Origin of the sequence: Sphingomonas sp. PP-CE-1A-559, from assembly GCF_004340965.1 — a bacterium.
GTDB lineage: Bacteria > Pseudomonadota > Alphaproteobacteria > Sphingomonadales > Sphingomonadaceae > Sphingomonas.
On the sequence record NZ_SLYA01000002.1, the window covers coordinates 1,041,341 to 1,064,394 of the forward strand.

Annotated in this window: 20 protein-coding genes and 1 pseudogene; 11 read left to right on the forward strand and 10 right to left on the reverse strand. The window is 65.8% G+C overall.

The features are described 5' to 3' along the window. Positions 1–213 precede the first annotated feature (213 nt). The 5 genes from C8J42_RS10065 (at position 214) to C8J42_RS10085 (ending at position 4,173) form a co-directional block, all read left to right on the forward strand. Entirely contained in the window at positions 214–498 is a 285-nt protein-coding gene (locus tag C8J42_RS10065) for a hypothetical protein (protein ID WP_133019879.1), read from the forward strand. Positions 499–501: 3 nt separating this feature from the next. Then, on the forward strand, positions 502–816 hold the full coding sequence (locus tag C8J42_RS10070) for a DUF1488 family protein (RefSeq protein WP_133019880.1): 315 nt from the start codon (positions 502–504) through the stop codon (positions 814–816). 45 nt (positions 817–861) lie between these two features. Further along, positions 862–1,848, forward strand: a complete 987-nt coding sequence (locus tag C8J42_RS10075) for an aldo/keto reductase (protein ID WP_133019881.1) — start codon at positions 862–864, stop codon at positions 1,846–1,848. After that, positions 1,845–2,678, forward strand: coding sequence for an SDR family NAD(P)-dependent oxidoreductase (locus C8J42_RS10080; protein WP_133019882.1), 834 nt, complete (start codon positions 1,845–1,847; stop codon positions 2,676–2,678). Before C8J42_RS10075 ends, C8J42_RS10080 begins: the two co-directional genes overlap by 4 nt. 139 nt (positions 2,679–2,817) lie before the next feature. After that, complete coding sequence (locus C8J42_RS10085) at positions 2,818–4,173, forward strand: serine hydrolase (protein ID WP_133019883.1); 1,356 nt, start codon at positions 2,818–2,820, stop codon at positions 4,171–4,173. A 28-nt stretch (positions 4,174–4,201) separates the two neighbouring features. Here the strand turns inward: C8J42_RS10085 and C8J42_RS10090 are convergent, their stop codons facing one another. From C8J42_RS10090 to C8J42_RS10100, 3 genes are all read right to left on the reverse strand, one after another. Next, on the reverse strand, positions 4,202–5,215 hold the full coding sequence (locus tag C8J42_RS10090; protein ID WP_133019884.1) for an acetamidase/formamidase family protein: 1,014 nt from the start codon (positions 5,213–5,215) through the stop codon (positions 4,202–4,204). A 10-nt stretch (positions 5,216–5,225) separates the two neighbouring features. Next, on the reverse strand, positions 5,226–7,115 hold the full coding sequence (locus tag C8J42_RS10095; protein ID WP_133019885.1) for a gamma-glutamyltransferase family protein: 1,890 nt from the start codon (positions 7,113–7,115) through the stop codon (positions 5,226–5,228). Positions 7,116–7,243: 128 nt separating this feature from the next. Then, positions 7,244–7,456: a hypothetical protein gene (locus C8J42_RS10100; protein WP_133019886.1), complete on the reverse strand. Its 213-nt coding sequence runs from the start codon at positions 7,454–7,456 to the stop codon at positions 7,244–7,246. Positions 7,457–7,508: 52 nt separating this feature from the next. On the opposite strand from C8J42_RS10100, the gene C8J42_RS10105 reads away from it, so the two are divergent. From C8J42_RS10105 to C8J42_RS10115, 3 genes are all read left to right on the forward strand, one after another. Beyond that, positions 7,509–8,435 carry an oxygenase MpaB family protein gene (locus C8J42_RS10105; RefSeq protein WP_347812408.1) on the forward strand — a complete coding sequence of 309 codons (927 nt, stop codon included), beginning with the start codon at positions 7,509–7,511 and terminating at the stop codon, positions 8,433–8,435. A 66-nt stretch (positions 8,436–8,501) separates the two neighbouring features. Continuing rightward, complete coding sequence (locus C8J42_RS10110) at positions 8,502–8,891, forward strand: barstar family protein (protein WP_120300416.1); 390 nt, start codon at positions 8,502–8,504, stop codon at positions 8,889–8,891. A gap of 317 nt (positions 8,892–9,208) precedes the next feature. Next, the gene (locus tag C8J42_RS10115; RefSeq protein WP_133019887.1) at positions 9,209–11,035 is read left to right on the forward strand and encodes a DUF885 family protein; all 1,827 of its coding nucleotides are present in this window, start codon (positions 9,209–9,211) and stop codon (positions 11,033–11,035) included. Positions 11,036–11,124: 89 nt separating this feature from the next. Here the strand turns inward: C8J42_RS10115 and C8J42_RS20680 are convergent. The 5 genes and pseudogenes from C8J42_RS20680 to C8J42_RS10135 all read right to left on the reverse strand — a co-directional run. Further along, positions 11,125–12,312 (reverse strand): annotated as a pseudogene (locus tag C8J42_RS20680) (FtsX-like permease family protein); the annotation flags it as partial. Between the two features lie 15 nt (positions 12,313–12,327). Continuing rightward, on the reverse strand, positions 12,328–13,494 hold the full coding sequence (locus C8J42_RS20450; protein ID WP_243644254.1) for an ABC transporter permease: 1,167 nt from the start codon (positions 13,492–13,494) through the stop codon (positions 12,328–12,330). Positions 13,495–13,504: 10 nt separating this feature from the next. Further along, positions 13,505–15,922 (reverse strand): ABC transporter permease, encoded by a 2,418-nt coding sequence (locus C8J42_RS10125; RefSeq protein ID WP_133019888.1) that lies wholly within the window; start codon positions 15,920–15,922, stop codon positions 13,505–13,507. 126 nt (positions 15,923–16,048) lie between these two features. Continuing rightward, entirely contained in the window at positions 16,049–16,729 is a 681-nt protein-coding gene (locus C8J42_RS10130; protein WP_133019889.1) for an ABC transporter ATP-binding protein, read from the reverse strand. A gap of 8 nt (positions 16,730–16,737) precedes the next feature. Then, positions 16,738–18,021: an HlyD family efflux transporter periplasmic adaptor subunit gene (locus tag C8J42_RS10135; protein WP_243644256.1), complete on the reverse strand. Its 1,284-nt coding sequence runs from the start codon at positions 18,019–18,021 to the stop codon at positions 16,738–16,740. Positions 18,022–18,147: 126 nt separating this feature from the next. Between C8J42_RS10135 and C8J42_RS10140 the strand changes: the two genes are divergently transcribed. Continuing rightward, positions 18,148–19,380, forward strand: a complete 1,233-nt coding sequence (locus C8J42_RS10140; protein WP_133019890.1) for a response regulator — start codon at positions 18,148–18,150, stop codon at positions 19,378–19,380. After that, positions 19,370–20,566 carry an ATP-binding protein gene (locus tag C8J42_RS10145; RefSeq protein ID WP_133019891.1) on the forward strand — a complete coding sequence of 399 codons (1,197 nt, stop codon included), beginning with the start codon at positions 19,370–19,372 and terminating at the stop codon, positions 20,564–20,566. Before C8J42_RS10140 ends, C8J42_RS10145 begins: the two co-directional genes overlap by 11 nt. An 88-nt stretch (positions 20,567–20,654) precedes the next feature. Here the strand turns inward: C8J42_RS10145 and C8J42_RS10150 are convergent, their stop codons facing one another. Beyond that, on the reverse strand, positions 20,655–21,323 hold the full coding sequence (locus C8J42_RS10150) for a siderophore-interacting protein (RefSeq protein ID WP_165895471.1): 669 nt from the start codon (positions 21,321–21,323) through the stop codon (positions 20,655–20,657). A 68-nt stretch (positions 21,324–21,391) separates the two neighbouring features. Further along, positions 21,392–22,084, reverse strand: a complete 693-nt coding sequence (locus tag C8J42_RS10155; RefSeq protein ID WP_133019893.1) for a class I SAM-dependent methyltransferase — start codon at positions 22,082–22,084, stop codon at positions 21,392–21,394. 146 nt (positions 22,085–22,230) lie between these two features. Between C8J42_RS10155 and C8J42_RS10160 the strand changes: the two genes are divergently transcribed. Then, positions 22,231–23,034, forward strand: coding sequence for a helix-turn-helix transcriptional regulator (locus C8J42_RS10160; protein WP_133019894.1), 804 nt, complete (start codon positions 22,231–22,233; stop codon positions 23,032–23,034). Positions 23,035–23,054 lie beyond the last annotated feature (20 nt).

Consider the following 23,054-nt stretch of genomic DNA (forward strand, 5'->3'; position numbering starts at 1 on the left):
GCCCAGTTGTTCCCCTGGTTCCCCTGCGCCTGCCAGCAGGCGACACCCGCAGCCGTCGGCTTCTAATAGCTCATGCTGGACTACGTCGTGGCCTCGGCCTGCCGCGAAGGTGAACCGTCCAGCCGATATGCGAATTAATCTGGAACCAGCCTTCGAAGGCGAGCGCTTTAGCCCTCGGGAAGCCGGCACTCCCGGTCAATTTGGGATTTGAGCATGACGGAAGCGACTTGGGGCGACGATGCGAAGACGCCGGATATCGACTTGCGGATGAGTGCTGCGTTGGAGAACGTGCCGCGTGGGGACGAGAACCTCGCCGAGGTGACGAGCCTGGAGGGCGCTGTCCGTACGTGGATGACGCTCGATTCCGAGCATCGTGACGCTGCCGTGCTTACGTCGGAGCACCCTTTGCAAATCGACGGTGCGGCCCATGCAACCCTCGCTGGCGACGGTATCGCCGCGCTGGCCGAGCGGCTGCCTAGCGCAAACGACGAGGGCTGAGCCATGGCGTCTGCGAGCGTTCGCTTCGAGCCTGGCGAGTATGAATGGCTCGCCGAACGGCACGGCGTCCTGTTCCTCGGCCACACGGACCTTGGCATGGTCGAGTTCCTGATCACGAGCGAGGCGTTGGCGGAGTTCATCAGTCCGGACCTCGACGGCATCGACAGCGATACCGCGATCGAGACGTATGGGGAATTCGAGTCCGACATACACCGTATCGCGCGACGCGAGTTCGTCAGCCGTCTGGGCGGGGAGCCCCCGGTCCTGCTCACGGCCGCCGACGTTTGGGATGAACCTTCGCCATCCCGCAGGCCGTAACCCTTCGCCCGCCAATCATATTGCCCGCCAACAAGGACTGATCTGATGCAAACCCGCAAACTGGGCCAGCAAGGCCTTGAAGTCTCCGCGCTAGGTCTCGGCTGCATGGGCATGTCCGACTTCTACGGGAGCCGCGACGAGACGGAGTCCATTGCGACGATCAATCGCGCGCTCGACCTCGGCGTGACGTTTCTCGACACCGCCGACATGTACGGCGTTGGCGCCAACGAAGAGCTGGTCGGTCGCGTGGTACGCGAGCGCCGCGAGTGGATCGTGGTCGCGACCAAGTTCGGCAACGTCCGCGGGTCGGATGGCAGCTTCAAGGGCATCAACGGTCGCCCCGACTATGTGCGGTCGGCCTGTGACGCGAGCCTGAAGCGGACCGGGCTCGATGTCATCGACCTGTACTATCAGCATCGCGTCGACCCCGACGTGCCGATCGAAGAGACCGTCGGCGCTATGGCCGATCTCGTCCGCGCGGGTAAGGTCAAGTATCTCGGCCTGTCCGAGGCTGCCCCCGCGACGATCCGCCGAGCACATGCCGTGCATCCGATTACCGCGTTACAGACCGAATATTCGCTGTGGAGCCGTGACGTCGAGCACCAGATTCTGCAGACGGTGCGCGAACTGGGGATCGGCTTCGTGCCGTACAGCCCGCTCGGTCGCGGCTTTCTTACAGGCCAGTTCAAGACACCCGACGATCTTGACGCAGGCGACACGCGCCGCAACCATCCCCGCTTCCAAGGCGAGGCGTTCCAGAAGAACCTCGATCTCGTCGCCGCGATCGGCACGATGGCGGCGGACAAGGGCTGCACGCCGGCCCAGCTCGCGCTTGCATGGGTATTGCGCCAGGGTAAGGATATCGTGCCGATCCCGGGTACCAAGCGGCGCAAGTATCTCGAGGACAATCTAGGCGCGCTCGACGTGGAGCTGAGCGATGCCGATCTCGCCCGTATCGATGACATTCTCCCGCCCGGCGCGGCGCAGGGGACGCGCTACCCAGACGCCTCGATGGCGAGCATCGACGCGTGAGCGTTCCGTCTTTCGCGGCGATCGCACCGGGCAAGCTTGCGGTCGTCACGGGAGCGGCCGGCGGCATTGGACTGGCCGCTGCTCGCGCCTTTGCGGACGCGGGCATGCGGGTGGTTCTGGTCGACCGTCCCGGTGAAGCGCTGGAGCAGACCGCGTCCTCGATAGACGGCGCGGTTGCGCTGTCCGCCGACGTCGCGGATCGTGCCGCGATGGCCTCGCTGGCAAAGGAGGTGGTCGACCGTCACGGTCCTGTATCGGTGCTGATGAACAACGCCGGCATCGGCGGGGGCGGTGACGTATTTGCCGACCCAATAAAGTGGGACGAGGTGCTCGGCGTCAACCTGATGGGCGTGATCCACGGCGTCCAGGCCTTCGTCCAGGCTATGGTCGAAGGCGAGGCCCCTGCCCTCATCATCAACACCGGCTCCAAACAGGGCATCACGCAGCCGCCCGGCAACACTGCCTACAACGTCAGCAAGGCCGGGGTGAAAGCGCTAACTGAAGGCCTTGCTCACAGTTTGCGCGAACGGACCGGAAGTCGGGTCAGTGCCCATCTGCTTGTGCCGGGCTTCACCTGGACCGGGATGACGGCTGGTCGACTGGCCGAGAAACCGCCCGGCGCGTGGACACCTGAACAGGTCGTGGCGCTGATGATGGACCGCGTGGCAGCGGGCGACTTCTACATCTTGTGCCCGGACAACGAGACAACGTCCGAACAGGATGCGAAGCGTATAGCGTGGGCGGCGGGGGACCTGATCGAAAACCGCCCCGCCCTGTCGCGCTGGCATGCGGATTGGCGCGATGTCTTTGCGGTATTCATGCGAGACTAGGCGCTTGCTGGGGGACCTGCACGGCAAGTCATCGCTGCCGTGCCGGTCTCCGCTGGATGCGCTTGACCGCGCCCCTCTCTTTACGCGCATGACCGAGAAACGGATTGCCGATCTGGTTGCGTGATGGAAGAATGCGGTCATGCAGATACTTAAAGCGGCCGGTCTCGCCCTCCTCGCGTCAGTTCCCGCCAGTGCGCAGATCGTCGCACAACCCTCGGCAGGAACATACCAGCGCGCCGTCGCGGCCGGTTACAAGGCGGCGCTCTATTGCTCGGGCATCTTCAATGCAGGCCGCACGCCGGAGCAGATCGATGCCGATGAGTTGGGCGGCATCTACCCGGACTATGAGAAGATCGTGCCGACGCTCACGGCGAACGTCGACCGCACCCGCCAATCCGTCTCCGTAGGGTTCGATCCAAAGCTACCTCCGAGACGCGCGGAGTGGACTAGCGGGCATGGTTGCGTGACCCCGCCGATCGGCGGCACGGCATTAGCGGGCCGCAAGTCGACGGCGGCACCGTCGATTAGAGCAGCCGATCCTCGTCGCTGGCCGCAAGGTGACGCTGGCATCGCACCGCGCCCATCGCCCACGCTGGCTGGCGCGGTCGGCAAGGCATTCGGGGCTACCTACGGCGTTGACACCAAGACCGTCGGCGTAATCGTCGTGAAGGACGGCAAAGTTCTTGCTGAGCAATATGACCGCGGTTTCGGGCCGTTCGTGTCCAACCGGACCTGGTCGGTCGGCAAGTCGATCGCCGGCACGCTCATCGGCCTGAACACTGCAGGCGCGTTGAAAGCCCCCGCCGCCGTACCACAATGGAAGACCGGCGATCCGCGTCATGCCATCACGCTCGACAATCTCCTGCGCATGGGATCCGGCCTGCACAGCGATACCGCCGGCAATCGCACCGATGCGATCTATTTCGGCGGGACCACGGTGGACGAACAGGCGGTGTCATGGCCTTTGGAGGCCCTGCCTGGCACGCGCTTCCGCTACGCCAACACCGACATCCTGCTCGCTGTCTATGCCACCCGAAACGCGATCGGAGAGGCGCGGTACCGGGCGTTGCCGGGCAGCCTGTTCGGCCCGCTCGGCATGGCGCATACCGTCGCCGAGACCGACTGGCACGGTAATTACATCCTCTCCAGCCAAGTCTGGTCGACCGCGCGCGACCTTGCGAGACTGGGATTGTTCTGGTCGCAGGACGGCGTCTGGCAGGGCAAGCGTATGCTGCCGGCAGGCTGGATGCGCACCATGACGACGCCGAGCGGACCGCAGCCGTTGAGCGGACCGGGCTATGGCGCGACGATGTGGCTGTTCGGCCCCAAGCAGGGCTTGCCCGAGGGCAGCTACGCCGCGCAAGGCAACCGGGGACAGTATGTCATGGTCATCCCGTCCCGGCAGCTCGTGATCGTCAGGCGCGGCGAGGATCCCGGCGCTGCGCGGTTCGACATCGCGCGCTTCGCCGCCGACGTCGCTGCGACGTTACCGTAAGCTTCTCAGGCAGAGGCCGCCGTGGCCGCTAGCGCTTCGTGAACACCGCCTTTGGCAACACGACATGGACGCCCTTGTTGCGGTCTACGAGCTCGGTGATCTCGACGTCGCCTGCGACGCTGATCAGCATGTAGGCGTCATCGCGCGACATGCCTTTTTCCGCGACGAGGAAATCGATCATATTGCGCAGCGCCTTGCGTGTCGCATGGCTGAGATCGTCGTCGAAGCCCATCGCGATATAGGCCTTGGGCGTCTCGGCACGGGGATAGGTAATCGCCGCCTTCTTGTGCAGCACGAACTCGAACGTCCCGGTCAACGAAGTTTCCAGCGCCGTGATATCGACCTCGCCATTACCCTGCGCGGCATGGCCGTCGCCGACCTGGAACAGTGCGCCGGGGGCATAGACGGGGAGGAACAAGGTCGTTCCCGCGACGAGCGCCTTGTCGTCCATGTTGCCGCCGTTGATCGTCGGCGGCGCGCTGTCGTAGCGGCCGAACGCCGGCGGCGGCGCAACGCCCATGCTGCCGAAGAACGGCGCCAACGGCACTTCAACGCCGGGCGCGAACAGGCCGATCATGCGCTTGGCATCCAGCGGCACGATCTTCATCCGCGCATAGGGAAAATCGTCGGTCAGGAACCCCGCCCCGTACCGGAACGCGTTATAGGCATAGGGTATCGCCAGGTCGACTTTCCGGATGCGCACTTCCAGCATGTCGCCAGGTTCCGCACCGGTAATCGCGATCGGTCCGGTCAGGATATGACCGCCGGGGCCGCGTGCGCTGGCCGGGACGCCGTCATAGACCGCACGCAGCGCCGGTTCGACCTGCGCAGGCGCAACGCCGGCCTTTTCCAGGCCCGCCGGGCTGTTGGTCAGCAATGTGTGGATCACCACCGTGTCGCCCGACCGGATCGTCAGCACCGGCTTGTCGGTGGCATCGTAATGCCCCCAGGCGACCGTCTGCGGCGTCGCCTTCAGTTCGTAGGTCTCGGCATCCGCGGGCATCGCCGCGACAGTTAGAGCGGCAAGGATCAGGTAGCGCATCGTCATCCCCTCAATAGGCCAGAGCGCAGCCGTCGGCGCGCATCTCGCTCGCGGCGGCATAGACCCGCGTTGCGCCGTCCATGCGGTGCTCGACGCATTCGTAGCGGCCGAAGCCTCCGTCGGGCTCGCCGATCGTCCAGCCGATGTCGGCCAATTGCTGCTTGGTGGCGTCAGGCACGCCCGATTCCAGCCGCAGCAATCCGCGCGGGCCGAGCCCGGCGCTGTCTTCCCCCATCGATTGCGACGAGCCCTCGTGGTGCCAGCGTGGCGCATCGCCCGCCGACTGGATCTCGAGGCCATAGTCGACGCGGTTGACGATGATCTGCGTCTGCCCCTGCGGTTGCATGTCGCCGCCCATCACGCCGAAGCTCATCCAGGGATCGTTCCCGCGCGTCGCGAAACCGGGGATGATCGTCTGGAACGGCCGCTTGCCGGGCGCGTAGATGTTAGGGTGGCCGTCCCTGAGGCTGAACAGCTGCCCGCGATCCTGGAACATGAAGCCGAGACCATCGGCGACCAGTCCCGACCCCATGCCGCGGAAGTTCGACTGGATCATCGACACCATCATGCCGTCCTTGTCGGCGCAGCTGAAATAGGTGGTGTCGCCGTGGCTGGGCGCCTGCCCGGGATGGACGGGATCGAGGATCCGGTCACGGCGGATCAGTTTCGCGCGCTGGCGGGCGTATTCCTTGGATACCAGCCACTCGACCGGCACCTTACTGAAATGCGGATCGGCGTAGAAGCGCGCGCGGTCTTCATAGGCAAGCCGCTTGGCTTCTGCCTGCAGATGGATCGACAGCGGCGACTGGAAGCCCGCGTCGCCGAGGTCGAAGGTCTCGAGGATGTTCAGCATCTGCAGCGTCGCGATGCCCTGCGTGTTGGCGCCGAGCGCATGCACGTCCACGCCGCGATAGCCCGTCCGGTGCGGCGCGATCCATTCCGAGCGGTGCGCGGCCAGATCCTCGAAACGCAACCAGCCGCCGATCCGCTTGAAGTAGCGATCGATGACGCGCGCGATCTCGCCGGAATAGAACGCATCGCGTCCGCCCGCCGCGATCGCGCGATAAGTGCGGGCGAGATCGGGATTGCGAAACACCTGCCCGATCGCCGGCCCTTTGCCGTCGGCCAGGCCATAGGTCTTCAGCGCATTGGCGGTTTCCTCGATGCCGTTACCCGGCCGGCGGAATGCCGCCATGCTGCGGCGGATATAATAGGCGATGATGTCCGGCACCGGCGCACCCGCCTCGGCATGCGCGATCGCCGGCTCGAACAACTGCGCCCAGGGCAGCCGGCCATAGCGTTGGTGCATCGTCCACCAGGCATCCACCGCACCCGGCACCGACACCGACACCGCGCCCAGCGGCGGCAGCGCCCCGCCGCGTGCCCGCGACCGCACCGTTTCCAGGCTCAAGCCGCGTGGCGACGCGCCCGATCCGGCGAGCCCGACGACCTTGCGCTGCTTCGGATCCCAGATCATCGCATAAGCGTCACCACCGATGCCACTCGACGTCGGCTCGAGGAAACCCAGACAGGCATTGATCGCGATCGCAGCGTCGACCGCCGATCCGCCTCGGCGCAAAATGTCGATTCCTGCCTGCGTCGCCAGCGGGTGTGCGGTCCCCGCGGCGCCGTTGAGGCCATAGGCAGCGGTGCGCGAGGCGAAACTCGCGCCGACCGGGCGATCGCCCGCGGCTACGTCTGGACGAAGGAAGCGGTCCTCCCCGGCAACCCAGCGCGGGGGGAGCGTCGCGGTCTTCGGCTGAGGGGCACCACCCTGTCCGGGGCCCGGAACGCCCTGCTTGCCCGGAACGCCGGGGCCGGCCTGACTGCCCTGCGCCATGCCGATACCCGGTAGCAAAGCGGCCCCTGGCAAGGCGGCAATGAAAGTTCGACGACGCATAGAGGACGCTCCCGGTGCTGATGACCGATCTTCGCTGGCTCCGTGTGCGAGTTCAAGGGGTTGATAGCGCCCGCGTCGCCGCAGCGCGATCATCGCAGGCAGAAGTCGTGATAGCGTTGGTCGGCCGCCTATCCGTCGCGCGGGGCGCGGGCGATCACGGCTTGAGCTACACGAAGACGTGCCTTCCAGATCTTGACCGAAGGATGCCCGGCAGCGAGGCCGACCAGCCGCCCCTCGATCTGCGCGATCTCTCGCTTGGCTGCATCGAGCTCGGTCGCTGTCGGTGCAGGCTGGATATTGGCGCGTGCATGCGCGCCGGTGCGTCCCTTGCTCTTTGTCATGGGCAACGCGATGGTCTCAGATGGCAGGGGCCGTCAATATAGGACGGCATCTATGACAGGTCCCAGCATGTCGATGACCTATCCGCCGTTGCTAAATACGGGCTCGGGCGTTCGTGACGGCATGAACGACAGCCTGTTATCGATCCGTGACCAGACCAAGACCGGCATCGTGCGACAGGTGCGGACTCTGTTCCATGACCAGGCTCGTGGCGAGGAGCCGGTGAAGCGGAGCGATACTGCACTGTTTCCGCCCGATTCCATGATCTGGCGTGTGCATGGCGATGTTGTGAGCATGATGGTTGGCGGCGTGTCCGCTTTGCTGCTGCAGATGCTGCATCCAGCCGTTCTAGCCGGGGTTTGGGACCATTCGAACTTCCGAACCGATATGCTCGGCAGGCTGAGGCGCACTGCCCGATTCATCGCTGCGACCACATATGGCGAGCGCGCGGAGGCAGAGGCGGCAATAGCGCGAGTCCGCGCGGTCCATTCGCACATCGGTGGCACGCTTCCCGACGGGACGCCCTACCGTGCCGACGACCCCAGTTTATTGGCGTGGGTCCACGTTTCCGAAGCGTGGTCCTTCCTCGCTGCCTGGCAGCACTTCGGAGATCGTCGACTGACGCTCGCACAGGAAGATCTCTACTACGCCGAGTTCGCGAGCGTAGGATCGGCACTGGGTGCCGACGCCCTCCCGCGGAACCGTGCGGCCACGAATCAGGCGCTCCGTAATATGCAACCGGCGTTGATCGCAGACGGTCGCACGCGCCAGGTCGCGCGATTGGTGCTCAATCAGAAACCGGGCAACCCGCTTGCAATACCGCTTCAACGAACCATCGCGCAGGCGGCGGTAGACCTTCTCCCGAGCTGGGCACGTCGGATGCATGGCCTCCATGCGTCGCCGGTCTTCATGAGACCAGTCGTTCGGTCCGGTACGCGACAGGTGGCGAAAACGTTGCGCTGGGCCTTCGACGGCAACTGAAGCGGGAGGCGCAGAACTGGCGAAGCTCGTTGCTACCCATCGACGGTATGGTCCGGGAGTAATTTGATGAAGACGTTGACCATCATCGGCCGGAATATCAGCGATATCCCGACCTTCTACGCCGAGATAAACCGGGTGTTTATGGCCAAGGAAGATTGGCAATTAGGCGAAAGCCTCGATGCGCTGAACGACCTGCTCTATGGTGGCTACGGCGCGATCGAGGGGCGGGAAAAGGTTCGTATCGTCTGGCAGGACGTTGCGGCCAGCAGAGCGGCACTCGGTGTCGAGACGACCCGAACGTTCCTCGCCAGAAAATTGCAGCGACCGGCTGGCTTCGACGTGGATGCGATTGGTCGCCAGCTGGACGCGCTCGACCGTGGCACCGGGCAAACCTATTTCGAGATCATCGTGGAGATCATCAGCGATCATCGGAACATCGAGCTTGTTTTCGCTTGATGCGCAGCGATCGACTTCGGTTGGCGAGCATGCTGCCTTGATGCGCGGCGCCGGCGAGCACCAAGCCGTCCTGCCATGCGCCGATGATGATAACGCCTTCCGCATCTGTCCGCGCTCTAAGCCTGCGTTGCCGTTGACGGAGCAGCTCGATAGCCAGCAGCAAGGCAATTGCTGACCACGCGAAAACACGATCGATATTGGCTCAGCAGCACATTCCGTGAAGCGGCACTGGCTGGCCGACCCGGTGCAGTAGGGTTGCACGGTTGGCCTACTGTCGCCTAGCGTGGCGCGATAAGCTTCACAGTCAGGAAATCGGCATGGATCGTCGCGCCTTCATCACGTCCAGTGCCGCTGCCGCCGCGTTGAGCACGCTACCCGCACGATCCGCGTTTGCGCAGAACTCAGCGGGAACAGCAGCGGCACCATCGCCGGGCGACGCCCGGTTGAACGCGGCCTTCGATCAGGTCCTGCGCGAAACCGTCCGCCAATCGCCGGAATTCGCCACCTCGCTTGGGCTCGATACCGGCAAGGATGCCGATCTGCGCCATATGCTGGGTGACAACAGCTACGCCGCCATCGCGAAGGACCTGGCACGAAACCGCAAGGCACAGGCGCTCGTCACCGCCGTCGATCCCGCCTCGCTGTCGCCGCGGGCCCGCATCGATCGCGAAGTCGTCCTCTACAGCATCCAGTCGAACATGGTCGGCCCGGAGAAGTTCGGCCTCTCCTCGCCGCAGGGGCCGTATCCGATCACGCAGCAGGACGGCGTCTATTTCTCCATGCCGGACTTCCTGGCCTCGACCCACCCGGTCAAGACCGCGGATGATGCCGAAGCCTATCTGGATCGATTGGCGATGATGGGCCGGCAGCTGGATAACGAAACCGAGGTTCAGCGTCGCGAAGCCGCCAAGGGTCGGCTGGCGCCCGACTTCTCCCTTGATCTAGCGCTAGGCCAAATGGCGAACCTGCGGTCACCCAGCCCGGTCGACAACCAGCTCGTCCAGGCGCTGACCAGCCGCACCGGCCCCGCGAAGATCGCCGGGGATTGGCAGGCACGCGCTGCCAAGATCGTCGCGACCCAGGTCTATCCGGCGCTCGATCGCCAGATCGCTTTGCTGCGCTCGCTGCGGCCCTCTGCGCGCAGTGCCGCCGGCATCTGGGCGATCCCCAACGGCGATGCGATCTACGCCGCCGCGCTGGCGCAGGCGACCACCACAAGCTTGTCGCCCGACGAAGTCCATCGCATGGGCCTGCAACAGGTCGCGGAACTCACCGCACAGCTCGATCCGATCCTGCGTGAACAAGGCCTCACGCAGGGCAGTGTCGGTGCCCGGCTCGACCAGCTCAACCGCCTGCCCGCGCAATTGTTCGCGAACACGGACGCCGGTCGTGCCGAGCTGCTCGCCAGTCTCAACGCAGGCGTACAGGCGATGCAGGCACGGCTGCCCAAGGCATTCACGAACCCGCCCAACGCGGCGCTCGAGATCCGCCGCGTCGCGCCCGAAATCCAGGACGGGGCCCCCAACGGCTATTACTTCCGCGCGCCGCTCGCTGGCTCGCGCGCCGCGATCTACTGGATCAACCTCAAGAGCGTGCACGACTGGCCGAAATACACGCTGCCGAGCCTGACCTATCACGAAGGCGTTCCGGGGCATCATCTCCAAATATCGACCGCGCAACGCGCGCCCACGCATCCGCTGCGCAAGATCGCCTTCTTCAACGCGTATCTGGAAGGCTGGGCGCTTTATGCGGAACAACTTGCCGACGAACTCGGCGGCTATGCCTCGCCCGTGGAACGCGCCGGCTATCTGCAATCATTCCTGTTCCGCGCGGCACGGCTGGTCGTGGATACCGGCATTCATACCAAGCGGTGGACGCATGACCAGGCGACGAAATACCTGGTCGATACGGTCGGCTTCGCCCCCGGACGCTCGCAGCGCGAGGTCGAGCGCTATTGCGTCTCGCCGGGTCAGGCATGCAGCTACAAGATCGGCCACGCGGCCTGGCTGCGCGCACGCGAGAAGGCCAAGGCGATCGCCGGCGATCGCTTCGACCTGAAGCATTTCCACGATGTGCTGGAAGCCGGTGCGATGCCGCTGTCGATGCTCGAGCGGATCGTCGAGGAACGTGCGCGCGCTGTCTGACGACTAGCCGCGGACCAGGCTCCCTCGACCAGAAACACACATGCTTGAGTCTCCCAGAACTGGGACAGCGCGCGCGCGGGTTCGGCCCGTGCGACGCGCCATGCCTGGCTGGCGACAGTCGCCGCCGCGATGACGAGCGCCAGCACGCTGGCACCCACGAAATAGCCGGGCGACAACCCGATCCGGTCGTCGAACCCGCTCAACCAATGCGACATCGCGAACCATGCGATCGGCCACGCGATCACGTTCGCCAGGAGGACCGGCTTGAGGAACTGAACCAGCAGCAGCTGCATCACGTCGCTGGTCGAGGCCCTCAGCACCTTGCGGATACCGATCTCCTTGACCCGCCGCATCGTATCGAACGCTGCCAGGCCATAGAGCCCGAGGCACCCGATCGCGACTGCCAGCACCGCGCCGGCCGTAAACAACCGCGACCGCTGCACGTCCTGGCGATAATAGGAGTCGTACAGTTTCTGGTCGACCGTCGTGGCTGCTGGCGGAACCGCTGGCGCGATGCGGCGCCATGTCGTTTCCAGCCGTCCCAGGACGGTTCCGGGATCGGCCGAGGTGCGGATCACCACGATGGCGCGATAGCCACCGCCAGGCCGATAGCTATAGGCGAACGCCTCGACCGGCTCGCGCGGCGTTCCGAAGCGCATATCGGCGATCACACCGACGATCCTCACCGTCGCGCCATCGAGCGAAACGATCTGGCCGATCGCTTCGTTGGCTTGCTCGAACCCCAAGCGCTCGGCGGCAGTATGGTTGAGCACGATGTTCGCTACCCTGCCCGCAACGGCCGTGCTCCCGGTGCCGCTGTTGCCAACGTCCAGCGCGAACCGATCCGCATCGAAGATCCGACCAGCCAGCAGACGGGCTCGGTACGTGTCGAAGAACTGCTCGCCGACCGTGGCCTGGACGATCATCGGCGGCTCGCCGATCGCCCCGGCGCGTTTCATCTTGGCGATTGCGAACGTGCCGCCGCCGGGCACGACGCCGCTCGTCGTGATGCCTGCAACCCCGCGGGTCTTGCGCATCGCGTCGACCAGCCGGGCACGTTGCCCCGCATCCAGCGCGGCGTCGCCGTAACCACTCAGCATGATCAGGCCGTCTCGCCCGAAGCCGATGTCCGCCTGCTGAACGTGCCGCGTCTGGACGAACAGAACCGCAGTCCCGATCATCAGCGCGACCGCGATGCCGAACTGGGTCACCACCAGTGCCTTGCGTAATCCTGCGCCCGCGCGATCGCCGCCGGGGGTCCGGGCCGCGGCGAGCACGCCCGCAGGCAGGAATCAGGATATCACGAACGCCGGATAGAACCCTGCCAGCAACGTCACCAGAGCGGTCGTCGCCAGGAGCGGCGGCAGGATAGACCCCGCCCCCCAATAAGCGATCGACAAGTCGGTGCCGCCGATCGCGTTGACGAACGGCAGCGCAATCTCGGCAAGCGCCAGCCCGATCAACGCCGCCAGCGTCACGGCTGCCAGTGCCTCGCCGAGCAATTGCCCGATCAGCATCCGCCGGGTCGCACCGACCACCTTGCGCATCGCGATTTCCCGCGCCCTCAGCCCTGCGCGCGCTGTCGCCAGATTGACGTAATTGACCACCGCCAGCAGCAGCGCGACGATCCCCACGCCGCCCAGCACGGCGACGACCGTGCCGACCCCGTTGCCCGCAAAATGGCGCCCGGCGAGCGGCACGATGCCTTCTTTCAGGAATTGACGCGCGTCGGGATTGAACGCGGGATCGGGATGGCGGCGCATGAATGCTCCGATCCGGTCCGCCATCGCGGTGTCGGGCAGTGCCAGAAACGTCACGACACCATTGCTGGTAGATCGGGAATCGTCAGTGAGTTCGGCCGGGATCGCCGCGAACAGGACACTGGCGTATGTCTGGTTCTGCGGCAGGTCGGCGATCACCGCCCCGACCCGGTAGGTGCGCGCCTTCCCGTCGATCGCAACCGTCAGCGTCCGTCCTAGCGCGCTTGCTTTGCCAAAATACGCCTCCGCGACGCTCTGGGTGACGACAATCCCATCCGGGCGGGCGATCGCACTCGCGGTATCGCCCTCGACGACGGGAAACGGAAAAATCCGAAAGTAATCGCGGTCGACCAATGCCAGTTTGCGCGGGGTACTCGTGTTCCCGGTCAGCACCGTCGCGGCGTCATAGGGCGTCATCCGCGCCACGACGAGATCGGGGAACGCCGCGGCCAATTGCCCGGAGAGTGTAGGCGAAGATGGAATCTGCACCTCGGGGTTGCCGGGGAACTGGATCGTGCGCGCGATCGTCCAGACCCGTTCCCATCCCGGCAGCACGCGGTCGTAGTTCGTCTCGAACCGGACGAACAGCATCAGTATCAGGAACACCGCGATGCCGAGCGCAAGCCCGCCGATGTTGAGGATGGCGCATAGCCGATGGCGGGCGAGCGAACGGTACAGCGTCGGCAAGGCTGCGGACATCGACCGGCCCCTATTCGTGGCGTAGCGCGCGCGCGGGCTCGGCGCGGGCGACGCGCCAGGCCTGGCCGAAGACGGTCGCGCTCGCGATCAGCACCGCGGCGAGCGAGGCGCCGACAAAGAATAGCGGCGACAGCGCGATCCGGTCGTCGAACCCGCCTAGCCAGCGCTGCATCGCGACATAGGCGAGCGGCCACGCGACGAGGTTGGCGAGGATCACGGGTCGCAGGAACTGCCCGATCAACAGCCGCAACACCTCGGCGGTCGAGGCGCCGAGCGTCTTGCGGATGCCGATTTCCTTGACGCGCCGCGCGGTGTCGAACGCCGCCAGCCCGTAGAGCCCGATGCAGCCGATCAGGATCGCCAGCACCGCACCAATCGTGAACAGCCGCGAGCGTTGCGCATCCGCCTTGTAATAGCGCTGGTACAGATTGTCCTCGACCGAGCGCGCCTCGAACGGAACGCCGGGAATGACGCGCTTCCACGCCGCCTCGAGTGCCGCCATCATCGTCTTCGCATCGCGGCCGGCGTAGCGTACCGCCGCGAACGGCGAGAGGATATCGACGGTGTTGTAGTTGTAGGCGACCGGCGTGACGGCATCGCGCGGGCTCCTGAAGCGCAGGTCGTCGACTATGCCGATAATGGTCGAGTCCCGCTCGCCGTCGTTGATCGCCTGTCCCAGTGCGGCGGCCGGCGACGCGAAGCCCAGCGCGGTCACCGCGGTCCGGTTGATCACCACATTGGGCCCTGCCCGCTTGCGTTCGGCAAGCGTCAACAGGCCGCGGTCGTCGGCATGCGCGGCGTCGAACAGGCGCCCCGCGACGAGACGCGCGCCGTACACGCGGAAATAGTCGCGGCCCGTGCCGACATCCATCAACGATATCTTGCTGCCGGACGCTCCTGCGCGACTATATCCCGAGAAATTGGTCGTGCTCTGGTCGCCCGGGGCGTTGTTCGCAACCGTGACACCGGTGACGCCGGGGGCCGCCGCGAGGCTGCGCAGGATCGCCGCGCGCTGTGGGGAGTCGATCCCACCGGTCATCAGCGACCGCACGATCATCAATCCGTCGCGGCGAAACCCGAGATCGGCGTCACGAATATGCTCGGTCTGTTTGAGCATGACTCCGGTCGCGATGGCGAACGCGATCGCGATCGCGAACTGCACGACCACCAGCGCGCTCCGTAGACGAGTCCCGCTACGCCCACCGCCCGGAGCCCGCGTCGAGGCGAGCACCGCGGCAGGGCGAAACCCCGACAGCACGAACGCGGGATACAGCCCCGCGACCAAAGCGATGCCGAGGACCAGCAGGACCAGCGGCAGGACGACGCCGTCCCATCCGACGTAGCGGATCGCCAGCGTCGTTCCGCCAAGCGCGTTGATGAAAGGCAGGGCGATCTCGGCAAGCGCGAGACCGATCAGCGCCGCCACCGCGACCGTCGCCAGCGCCTCGCCCAAGAACTGGCGGATAAGCGACCGCCGCGTGCCGCCCAGCACCTTGCGCATCGCCACTTCGCGCGCGCGTAGCCCAGCGCGCGCGGTCGCGAGATTGACGTAGTTCACGATGGCGATGAGCAGCGTCAGCAATCCGACCGCACCCAGAGTTGTGACGATCGCGCGATCACCCGGACTATACAGATGCATCGCGGTCAGCGGCCGCAGCGACTGGAAATACTCGCCTTTCTTGAGATTGCCGCCGGCATAGGCATGGCGGTCGAGAAAGGCTGGCAATTGCGCCTCGAACGCCCGCGCCGCCACCGCGTCGGGAAAGCGCAGGAACGTGGTCAGCGACGCGCTGCCCCAATGCTCCCACCATTCGTTGCCGAAGCGAGTCCGCGAGATTTGCGCGAACATCTCGCTCTTGAAGGTGACGTCGTCGGGCATGTCGCGCAGCACCGCCCCGACCTTGTAGGGATAGGTCGTCCCATCGATCGACAGTTGCAGCGTCCGGCCGATCGCCGACTGGCTGCCGAAATATTTCCGCGCGGTCTTCTGCGTGACCACCAGGCCGTTCGGATCGGCGAGCGTGACCGCTGGATTCCCCTCGATCGCGGGAAAGCGCATGAGATCGAAAAAGTTCGGGTCGACCGTGCCCAAATCCTCGGCGGTCGCCTGCCCGCCCTGCTGCACCGTCGCCGCCATGTTCATGTAGCGCGTGCCGACCAGCTGCGGGTAGTCCGCCTGCAGGATCTTGAGCTCGCTGCCCATCGTGTTCGGATTGGTGTCCGCCGGATAGCCCGGCATCACATAGCGCTCCTCCATCACCCACAACCGATCTTGCTGCGGCAGCACCCGGTCGTACCCGGTCTCGAACCGAACGAAGAGGAACAGGACAAGGAACGTCGCAATCCCGAGCGCGAGTCCGCCGATGTTGAGCAGGGCGAACAGGCGGTGGTGCGTGAGCGAACGATAGAGGCTGGTGAGTGCGGACATGGCGGTTCCTTCAGGCGTCGCTTGCGGAATCGGGGCCGGGCTTGGGGCCGGACTTGGTCACTGCGAGATGGCGGACGAGGACCACCAAGAGCAGCATCAGCACGAGCATCTGGAGCGAGCGGCGCATCAGGCGGCGCGCCGTGCCGACGACAGGATGCGGCCATCGAGCATATGCACCGTCCGCTTGGCGATATCGGCGTGCGACGGGCTGTGCGTGACCATCACGATCGTCGCGCCCTCGGCGTTCAGCTGGCCGAGGATGTCCATCACCTGCGCGCCGTTCTCGGTATCGAGGTTGCCGGTCGGCTCGTCGGCGAGGATCAGCCGCGGCTCGCCGACGATCGCGCGGGCGATCGCGGCGCGCTGTTGCTGGCCGCCCGACAATTGGTGCGGGTGGTGGCGCTGGCGGTGGGCGATGCCGACCCTATCCATCGCCGCCGCGACGCGGTCCTTCTTCTCGCGCGCGGGCATCGTCCGATAGGCGAGACCCAGCGCGACGTTCTCGGCGATCGTCAGCTCGTCGATCAGGTTGAAACTCTGGAACACGAAGCCCAGGCGATCGCGCCGCAGTTTGGCGAGTTCGGCTTCGCGCGCGCGCGCGATGTCGGCCCCTTCGAACAGATACCGTCCGCCCGTGGGACGGTCGATCGTGCCGATGATGTTGAGCAGCGTCGATTTGCCGCACCCCGACGGCCCCATGATCGCGACGAATTCACCCGCCTCGACTGCGAGGTCGATGCCGCCAAGCGCAGTCGTCTCGACCTCGTCCGAGGCATAGGTGCGGCTGAGGTCCTGTAACTGGATCATATCGAATCCTATCGGATGAGGAGGGTCTGGAAGGGGGTGTAGGTGCCGAGCGCGGTGGTCACGATCCGCTCGCCGGGCGCGAGGCCGGAGACGATCTCGACCTGATCGGGATTGCGTCGGCCGGCGACGATCGCCCGCCTGACGGCCTTCTTGTCGCCGTCGAGAACGAACGCGGTGGTGCCGCCCGCATCGAGCCAGCCGCCCGAGGGCGCGACCACCGCGGGCCGGTCCGCGCCGAGCACGAGGCGGACGTCGAGCGTCTGGCCGCGGTTCAGTCCCGTGGGTACGGGACCACGAAAACCAAGCTCGACGCGAAACCGGCCTTCGGTCACCTGCGGCAGGATTTTGATGACCGACATCGCATAGCTCCGGTCGTCGATATCGGCCGCCGCGCCGAGCCCGACCCGGACGCGCCCGAGATAGAATTGGTCGACATCGGCAGTCAGCTTCCACTGGCCCTCGGAATCGATCTGCCCGACCGGGTCGCCGCTCTTTAGCGTCTGCCCGGGCTGGAGCGTGAAGGCGGTAAGACGTCCCGCGACGGGAGCGCGCAGCACCAGCGCGGAGAGACTCGCCCGAACCATCGCCAGGCTCTCGCGCAACTGCCGCGCGGTCGCGGCGATGCCCGACGACTGATCCGCCAGCGTAGCGCCCGCCTCGGCGGTCCCTCGATCGAGCGCGGCTACCCGCGCCTGCTGATACCCGACATCCTCGCGCACCGGATCGATTGCGGCGCGCGTGATGATCCCCCGGTCGAACAGCACCTGCTTCTGCGCGAGCAACGTGCGCGCCTTGGACAGCGAATTGCGTGCCTCGGCCAGATCGCGTGCGCCGTCCTGCCGCGTGTTCTGGACCGACAGCCGCTGGCCGCTGATCGCGCTCAACTGCCCGACGATCTCCGCCGAGCGGCTGGCCACGTCGAGTTCGAGCGACGGATTGGACAAACGTGCGAGCGGCGTGCCGGCGGCGACCATCGCGCCATCGCTGGTGGCAAGGTCGGCGACTTGTCCGCCGGAGATCGCGGTCACGAACACAGTGCGCAACGGCGCCACCTCGGCGCGGAGCGGCACGAAATCGCGGAACGGCGCGCGCACGACATCGCCGGTACGGATCGCGCCGGCATCGACGGTCAGCGCATTGGCGCCGGGCATCAACAGCCACAGTAGCACCGCCGCAGCCAGCACGGTGATCGCAAGCGCACTGCGCACGATCCGCTTGCGCCGCTTGGCGTGCGGCCGCTCGATACGCCGGTCCATCGCGGCGCCAGTTCCAGGCAGGGTCGTCTCCGTCATGCGGACAGTGTACTTGACGGAGCGACCAGATCCTAAGCTACTGCCAAAGCTGCATAATTCCGCGCTCCGCAGCTGAAGCGCTCACCCTACTGTACCAACTGTCCGTTTCCGGACACTATGACGGCCATGTCAACCGAATCGCATATCCTGGTCATCGACGACGATCCCGACATCGCCAAGGCCGCGCGGTTGCTGCTCGAAAGGCACGGCATGCGCGTGTCGACCGCGGCGAACCCGGAGGAGGCCTGGGTGCTGCTCGCGGGCGAACCGATCGACGTCATCTTGCTCGACCTCAATTTCGCGCGCGGGCGGACCACCGGCGAGGAGGGGTTCGCGATGCTCGACCGGCTGATCGCGGCAGACGCGCGCGCCGTCGTCATCGTCGTCACCGGGCACAGCGGGATCGCGGTCGCCGTCCGGGCGATGCGCAGCGGCGCGACCGACTTCGTGATCAAGCCCTGGAACAACGAGCGCCTGCTGACCACGGTGGAGCGCGGGCTGGCGCTGCGCCGCGCGAAGCTGGAGACAGCGGCAACACCGCCCATCCATGACGGCATCCTGCTCGGCGAAAGCGCCGGGATCGCACGCGCCCGCGACCTGGTCGCCCGCGTCGCGCCTACCAGCGCCCCAATCCTGATCCACGGCGCTGCGGGTACCGGCAAGACGCTGATCGCCCGGCTGGTTCATCAGGCCTCGTCCCACGCCGCCCTGCCGCTCATCACGGTGGACGCCGAGGCCGCGGACGCCGCCGTCATCGCCCAGCAAACAGCGGCGGCCGCTGGTGGGTTGCTGGTGATCGACCATATCGACCGCCTGCCTCGTGCGCTCAGCGGCGTTCTCCTGTCAGCACTCGACGGGATCCGCGTCATCGCGACCACACGACTGGATCGAGCCAGCGTTCGGGGGGCGATCGGCGAAGACCTGCTCGACCGGGTCGGAACGATCGAAATCGGCCTCCCGCCGCTCGTCGATCGCGCGGGCGATGCGGCGCTGCTCGCACGCCATTTCCTCGCGCTGTTAGCCTACCGCCACGGCAAGCCCCTCAGACCACTCGATGCGGGCGCTGTGCAGGCGATCGCGGCGGATCGCTGGCCCGACAACGTCCGCGGCCTGCGCCAGACGATGGAACGCGCGGTGCTGCTCGGCAATGGCGAGACTTACGCGATCGGCGACCTGCTGCGTTCACCCGGCAGCGCCGAGCCGCAATCGCTCGCCCCCGATCTGTCGCTCGCGCGCAACGAGGAAACGCTGATCACCGCGGCACTCGAGCGCCATGCCTTCAACGTCAGCCGCGCCGCTGCTCAACTCGGACTGACCCGCGCGGCGCTCTATCGCCGGATGGCGCGCTATGGCCTCTGACCGGATGCGCGCGGTGGTACGCACGCTGGTGCTAGCTGCGGCTGGCGCCGGTGGTGCGGTTGCAGGCACACGCGGTCTGTACGCCACCGCGCTCCTCGCTGCGATGATCGCGATCTGGATCGCCGCACTCGACCTGGCCGACGCTGGTCAGCGCTCGCCGATGCCGGCGCCACCAATCCCGGTCCCGTCTGCCGGAGAAGAGGAACGGCGCCGTCTGAACGCGTATCTCGATCTGTCGCCTGCACCCTTGGTCGCGCTCGAAGACGGCCGGTTGCGCGCCGTCAACCGCGCTGCGCGGCGATTGCTCGGCGCGGGCGATCTGGTCGCCGATCCGCCCGAGGGGCTCGTTTCCGCGCTCGCCGACACCCGCCCCGGCCGCACCGCCACGATCGAGATCGGGCATGACGCCGACATCCGGAGCTTCGCGCTGGCTACCGGCGACCTTGCGCTGGCAGGGCGGATGACGCGGATCGGCGCGCTGATCGACATCGACGCCGAACTGAAGGCCGCCGAGGCCGCGGCGTTGCGCGAGCTCGTCCAGGTCCTGAGCCACGAGATCGTCAACGCCCTCACCCCGATCGCCTCGCTAGCCGAGACCGCGGTGGCGATGCTCGACGATCCGGACCCGATGCTGCCCAAGGTACGCGACGCGGTCGAGACCGTCGCGCGCCGCGCCGCCAGCCTGCACCGGTTCGGCGAAAGCTACCGTGCGTTGGCGAAGCTGCCCGCCCCCTCGGTGGAGCGTATCCCTCTGGCCGGGTTCGTCAGCGATCTGGCGGCATTGTTTACGACGAGATGGCCGGGAATCGCGTTTACGACCGACCTCCTGGACGCACCGGCCCATCTGCTGGCCGACCCGGATCAACTGACCGCAGCGCTCTGGGCGGTGCTGCAGAACGCAGCCGAAGCGTTGCACGGCTCGTCCGATGCGCAGGTCACGCTCACCATATCCGCCTTTGTCGGCCAAACGCAGTTCATGATGACGGACACCGGCCCCGGTATTCCCGCCGCATATCAAGTCGACATCTTCCGCCCCTTCTTCACTACCAAGACCGAGGGCACGGGCGTGGGTCTGGCGCTGGCCCGGCAAATCTTCCGCGGCCACAACGGCGATCTCGGCCTCGCCCACTCTCTCCCCGGCAACACGCGGTTCGAAGGTGCCGTTCCTTCCGTTTCGACGAGCTGAACAATCAATCGTCCTGAACCTTGCTCGAACGGTGAAGCTTGGATTTTGCGATCATACCTTGCAGGCTTCGGAAGGCAGCTCTGCAAGCTCAGTCCAGGCCTGTTTTACCAGGCGCCCAATACGCCTTGGCAACGAGCCGCGTCGTCGGAACCGATCTTCGTCGCAAGCCCTGCCGAAGCACTTGGATCGTTGCGGCCTTTCCCGTGAGCACGAAGGTGGATCCGACCGCGACTGCGTCGGAGAGCGATGCTTCGAGCTCAGCGACGTGCCCACCATCTAGGCGCCGTGTGATCAGCGTAACGCGCTCGAGATCCAGACTGGCCATCACCTGCCGAGCACCAACGTCGTCTGCGACTTCGAAACACGCTGTTACATGCCGCGTCGGGTCTTGAAAGGTCGCCGCATAAGCAAGTCCGATCGAGGTTTCGTCCCCGAGGATGACAAGCGCCCCAGACAGACCGCCAATGTCCAGCGACGCGCGCGGACCGAAGACGTCGCATACTTCGCCCGGCGCCGCGGTACGGACCCAAATACTCCCAGGTCCGTCGCCATGGGCATAGCCCAGAATGCACATACGCCCGGCTGACGCGTTCCATTCGATCGGTGTGTACGTCCGGGTCACGAACGCCGAGCCCATCGCGATCTGCACCTTCTGTCCCGGCCGCCACGTCACGGTCCTGAGCGCATCGCCCTCCAGAGTGATCAGATGAAAGCGATCCGCCAATCGTTCGTTGGCGACGACGGTCGCGGGCTTCATCCACAGCCGCGTCACCGCTCTGCTCAACCGGCCTGGTTCTTTCGTCCGCTCGGTAGCCTGCGTTTCCATCATGACAATTTCACGGAAAATTCGTTGCCGCGACCTTCGTCTGGCAAGGCCAGCGACATGTAGCCGTTGGCGGGATTGCGGACATACGCCAGATATTCCGGCTCGAACGCGTTTTCCCCCAAGACCACGGCGCCAGGCTTCAGCCACGGCTCGATCGTCTTCAGCACCGAAAGATACAGCGAGAACGCGCCGTCCACCAACATGAGATCGACCGTACCGCCCACATCCTTCAGCGTCTCCAGGGCATCGCCAGCGCGGATATCGACAAGGTCGGCGAGGCCGGCCGCTTGCAGATTGGCACGAGCCCGCGCCACCTTGCTGACCTCCATCTCGCTGCCGATCAGATGGCCGCCGCCATTGTCGCGCAGCGCGGCAGCAAGATAGAGCGTCGAAATTCCCATAGACGTCCCGAACTCGACGATCCGGGTCGCTCTGCAGGACCGCGCGATCGCGTAGAGGAACCGACCATACTCCGGCGACACGGCAAGGAAATTGTCCGCGCGGTCGCGATAGGTCGCGCGATAGTCCGCACGCTCATCCGCCAGAAGGTCCATCGCCAGCGCCTCGATCGATGCGCCCGGTGCCGCGATTTTCGCCTGCATCGCCTCGACGTGTTCGCGGTCGGCCGCGTCGGCTTCGCCGTGCAGTCTTTCCAGAAGGTCGGTGAGGCGGGGGCTGCTCAGCGTGTTCATGACGATCCTTGCCGATGCCCAAAGCCGGAATGGCTCGACGGGGCGATGGCGATCGGATAGCCGGGCGCGACTTTGGCGTCATTACGAAGGACCGACATAATGTTGTGTGATATCGCCAGTACGGATCTTTTCCAGGATCGTCGCCTATGCCAATCCTGACCGCGTTGCAGGATTTCGAATGGGTCGATCCGGATGTCGTGCCGCGCCCGATCGTCGCGTTCGGTGTTGAGATGTCTGATGTTGGCGGGTTTGAGCTAGAACCTCATAGTCACGCCAAGGGACAGATGCTGCTGGTCCAGCGCGGCGCGCTCAGTTGCGAAGTGGAAGGGGGGTTGTGGGTCGTGCCGCCGCGCAGCGCCATCTGGATTCCCGGCGGTGCGCTGCACGCGATCAAGGCGACCGGCGCGCTCGAAGGGTATAACGCGTTCGTCGATTCCGCAGTCGACGCGCGATTGCCGAAGACCTGCTGCGCAGTGTCGGTGACCCCCTTGCTGCGCGAGCTGCTGACCCGCGCCGCGCATCTCCCCTATTTCTATGAGGAAGGCAGTGCGAACACGCGGCTGGTGGCGGTGCTGCTCGACGAACTCGCCGCGGCTCGGGTCGAGAATCTCCATCTGCCGATGCCGATCAATCCACGGCTGCGCAGCATTGCGGATGCGATGATAGCCTCCCCGGCGAACCGAGGAACGTTGGAGATCTGGGCGCGACATGCTGGCCTGAGCGAACGTACGCTGTTGCGGCTGATCAAGCGGGAGACGGGAATGAGCTTTGGCCGGTGGCGCCAACAGCTCGGGGTCGTACTCGCCGTGAAGTGGTTGGCCGGCGGCGCCTCGATCCAGCAAGTGACCAGCGACCTGGGCTATGAAAGCGTGCCCAGCTTCGTGACGATGTTCCGCAAGGCGCTTGGTACCTCGCCTGGACGCTACATGGCAGAACGTCACTCGGGCTGACGCCTGAGCGACAGCGCTAG

Excerpts from the sequence above, each read along its gene's own strand:
- C8J42_RS10070 (WP_133019880.1), top strand. The coding sequence starts at position 502 with ATGGCGTCTGCGAGCGTTCGCTTCGAGCCTGGCGAGTATGAATGGCTC.
- C8J42_RS10160 (WP_133019894.1), top strand. The coding sequence starts at position 22,231 with ATGCCAATCCTGACCGCGTTGCAGGATTTCGAATGGGTCGATCCGGAT.
- C8J42_RS10075 (WP_133019881.1), top strand. The coding sequence starts at position 862 with ATGCAAACCCGCAAACTGGGCCAGCAAGGCCTTGAAGTCTCCGCGCTA.
- C8J42_RS10085 (WP_133019883.1), top strand. The coding sequence starts at position 2,818 with ATGCAGATACTTAAAGCGGCCGGTCTCGCCCTCCTCGCGTCAGTTCCC.
- C8J42_RS10130 (WP_133019889.1), bottom strand. The coding sequence starts at position 16,729 with ATGATCCAGTTACAGGACCTCAGCCGCACCTATGCCTCGGACGAGGTC.
- C8J42_RS10065 (WP_133019879.1), top strand. The coding sequence starts at position 214 with ATGACGGAAGCGACTTGGGGCGACGATGCGAAGACGCCGGATATCGAC.
- C8J42_RS10150 (WP_165895471.1), bottom strand. The coding sequence starts at position 21,323 with ATGAAGCCCGCGACCGTCGTCGCCAACGAACGATTGGCGGATCGCTTT.
- C8J42_RS10095 (WP_133019885.1), bottom strand. The coding sequence starts at position 7,115 with ATGCGTCGTCGAACTTTCATTGCCGCCTTGCCAGGGGCCGCTTTGCTA.
- C8J42_RS10115 (WP_133019887.1), top strand. The coding sequence starts at position 9,209 with ATGGATCGTCGCGCCTTCATCACGTCCAGTGCCGCTGCCGCCGCGTTG.
- C8J42_RS10140 (WP_133019890.1), top strand. The coding sequence starts at position 18,148 with ATGTCAACCGAATCGCATATCCTGGTCATCGACGACGATCCCGACATC.
- C8J42_RS20450 (WP_243644254.1), bottom strand. The coding sequence starts at position 13,494 with ATGTCCGCAGCCTTGCCGACGCTGTACCGTTCGCTCGCCCGCCATCGG.
- C8J42_RS10110 (WP_120300416.1), top strand. The coding sequence starts at position 8,502 with ATGAAGACGTTGACCATCATCGGCCGGAATATCAGCGATATCCCGACC.
- C8J42_RS10125 (WP_133019888.1), bottom strand. The coding sequence starts at position 15,922 with ATGTCCGCACTCACCAGCCTCTATCGTTCGCTCACGCACCACCGCCTG.
- C8J42_RS10145 (WP_133019891.1), top strand. The coding sequence starts at position 19,370 with ATGGCCTCTGACCGGATGCGCGCGGTGGTACGCACGCTGGTGCTAGCT.
- C8J42_RS10135 (WP_243644256.1), bottom strand. The coding sequence starts at position 18,021 with ATGACGGAGACGACCCTGCCTGGAACTGGCGCCGCGATGGACCGGCGT.
- C8J42_RS10155 (WP_133019893.1), bottom strand. The coding sequence starts at position 22,084 with ATGAACACGCTGAGCAGCCCCCGCCTCACCGACCTTCTGGAAAGACTG.
- C8J42_RS10100 (WP_133019886.1), bottom strand. The coding sequence starts at position 7,456 with ATGACAAAGAGCAAGGGACGCACCGGCGCGCATGCACGCGCCAATATC.
- C8J42_RS10090 (WP_133019884.1), bottom strand. The coding sequence starts at position 5,215 with ATGCGCTACCTGATCCTTGCCGCTCTAACTGTCGCGGCGATGCCCGCG.
- C8J42_RS10105 (WP_347812408.1), top strand. The coding sequence starts at position 7,509 with ATGACAGGTCCCAGCATGTCGATGACCTATCCGCCGTTGCTAAATACG.